This is a genomic window from Candidatus Nitrosarchaeum limnium BG20, from assembly GCF_000241145.1.
Classification (GTDB): domain Archaea; phylum Thermoproteota; class Nitrososphaeria; order Nitrososphaerales; family Nitrosopumilaceae; genus Nitrosarchaeum; species Nitrosarchaeum limnae.
This window is the reverse complement of the sequence record NZ_AHJG01000265.1, coordinates 1-1,339: the sequence shown is the minus strand read 5'-3', so window position 1 is coordinate 1,339 and position 1,339 is coordinate 1. Positions and strand designations below refer to the sequence as shown.

General features: G+C 29.3%; 1 protein-coding gene and 1 tRNA gene. Both read left to right on the top strand.

What is annotated here, in order from left to right:
* The first annotated feature begins 354 nt into the window (after positions 1 to 354).
* Positions 355 to 457: transfer RNA gene (locus BG20_RS09345), tRNA-Leu, on the top strand.
* A gap of 353 nt (positions 458 to 810) precedes the next feature.
* A partial coding sequence (locus tag BG20_RS09335; RefSeq protein WP_010194393.1) for a hypothetical protein occupies positions 811 to 1,339 on the top strand: 529 nt, incomplete at its 3' end.

Here is a 1,339-nt window from a genome sequence, read left to right as displayed (position 1 = left end):
TGCATTTGCTGATTTGAATAAAAACATTATCCAATCTTGGATAAATCCAATCACACAAATCAAAAATTAGTGTGATTGATTTTTATTTTTTTTAAACTTTAAACATCAATCATGTTTTTAATTTATCTTTTAATCTTTAAAACATTCAATACTTTATCTTTCTAAACTCTTTTTTTAACCACTCGTATTTAGTGTGTTTTTAGTTATTGCATCTATTTTTGAACATTCTAAATTTTCATCCATTTATTTCCAAAAACTAGAAGTAAAATTTTGAAAATACTGTTAATTTACGATCATTTTCTAAATTTTATTCCAATAGCAATCGAAAAATATCGGTCAATATTCAATCTCATTGCAGAGGTATCGAAGCCCGGTCAACCGAGAAGGACTCAAGATCCTCAAAAAATAGGAAATCCTTTCTCTCAGGAGTTCGTGGGTTCAAATCCCACCCTCTGCACTATAATTTTCAATGGAATCAGAAATTTTTTAAATTATTTTGAAAATTATGCTACAATTGGTTTTATTTTAGTGATAGAGTGATTTGAAATTTTCTTGTGTATGTCTGCTATGTTTTCATCTTTAAATGAAAGATTACATCTAAAACATTTCCAGTTTACTTCAGACATAGGAACTATACGTCTATTTTGCTTATAAGTATATTGAATGATTGTTCCAATTTTTTCCAATTTTTGATCAATGATCTGAAATTTATGAAATTTTTAGATAATTTACGATCATTTCACGATTTTTTCATGAATAAATGGCAATCCAAGGGTTTAGAAATAAAAAAATCCACTCAAAAAGAAGACCATGGATATCTTTGAGATTTTAGCCGAATTTTCGTATTTTGGGGTTTTTCTTGTTCTGATTGGTGTAAACGCATCCCCAATTCTAATGCCACCAACCTGGATTATTTTGTCCTCATTTTATGCACTTGATCCTAGTTTGAATCTGATACTCCTTTCAATTATTGGTGCAACTGGTGCAACTGTTGGACGATTCATTTTGAAATTCATCAGTGGCTATTTTAGAAAATTTGTAGGACCAGAACAACAATCTAATCTTGATATTATTGGAGATTTTCTAAATAGAAAAAAATATGGATATGTTCTTGCATCTTTTTTGTTTGGAGCAACTCCGCTTCCTAGCAATATGCTCTTTATCACTTATGGATTAATAAAATCAAAAAGTATTGGGCTGTATATTGGATTTTGGTGTGGTAGAGCCTTATCTTACTATGTGATGCTATCAATTAGTAATGTTGTTTTGACTCCTTTTCTTCAAATTTTTGAAGAACGATATATTGGAATATTGGTAGTTGATGCAATAAGTATTGGAA